1 protein-coding gene is annotated in these 1,114 nt (G+C 39.4%); it reads right to left on the reverse strand.

Annotation, left to right across the window (positions count from 1 at the left end; all coding sequences use genetic code 11):
• Positions 1-93 precede the first annotated feature (93 nt).
• Positions 94-834: a HupE/UreJ family protein gene (locus A3729_RS06750; RefSeq protein WP_082880592.1), complete on the reverse strand. Its 741-nt coding sequence runs from the start codon at positions 832-834 to the stop codon at positions 94-96.
• Positions 835-1,114 lie beyond the last annotated feature (280 nt).

The raw sequence follows: 1,114 nt of genomic DNA on the forward strand, positions 1-1,114 counted from the left end.
GCCAATGCAGTTTGCCCGAATAGAAACATAACTAAGATCAATGGAGCGCTAATTAAGTATTTCATAAATATTCCTCTTTAAATTATTGTCGTTTTAGTCAATTGAGTCGTGAGAAGTTCTCGGTCTTTGATTCGTCATTTCGCTCTCTATTTCACTCTCCATGTCACTAGACATTTTCTCGTGTTCATGTAGATGGTTGTCGGTGCTAAAGCCGAAATCATCTGGGTGGGAGGTGTGCGAGTATCCATGCAATTGCTGCAACAGCAGCAAAACACCAAGCGATATTAGAAAAACATTCGCTGCATTACTGAAGTTTTTAAATGACTTGGTTTTGCGCCAAATAGCCAATAAACCAAGCATGACAGTCAATGCGGCAATTTGACCAAGTTCTACACCTAAGTTGAACGAAAGAATTTTAAGCACTAACCCTTCTTCAGATAACGGGAGCATTTGTAGGCGGGTTGAAAGACCAAAGCCATGAATCAAACCAAAAACGAAGACAATCAAAAGCAGATTCGGAGAAGCGATGTTTAAATACTTCTTAAACCCACCCAGATTATCAAAACCTTTGTATATGACGGTCAACGCAATGACTGCATCTACAAGATAGTAATTTGCTTGGATCTGATAAAGCGTTGCAAAAAGCAGCGTGATCGAATGACCAATTGTAAAAGCAGTGACAAACTTAACAATGTCATTAAATCGAGTCAGAAAGAAAACAACCCCAAAAAGAAAGAGTAAATGGTCATAACCGGTGACCATGTGGCTTGCGCCTAACTCAATAAAATCCCAGTTAGTTGCTTCTAAGGCTTTTGCCTTATCTGCTTCGGACATGCCATGCCCGAAAACGACGCTACAGATAAAATAGAAACCAACGGCGATGGGCCATCGGCATTTTTTAAATACGGATAACATTATTTACCTCAATAATAAGTTCTAGCTTACGCTAGTAAAATTTTATGTTTTAAACGAGAGAGGGAAATAATTTTGGCGGTGCTCTAGCCTTAACATTAGAGCGAAAATGGAAGCTGCGATATGCAAAGGACTTGTCAAAATAGAACTGAGTGACGTTTTTCTGTTCATCGCACGAAAAACTAGTGACTAAGACTGCTTG

It is taken from the genome of Oleiphilus sp. HI0043 (assembly GCF_001634935.1).

Bases quoted from the DNA above. Each gene is read 5' to 3' on its own strand.
- A3729_RS06750 (WP_082880592.1), bottom strand. From the start codon at position 834: ATGTCCGAAGCAGATAAGGCAAAAGCCTTAGAAGCAACTAACTGGGAT.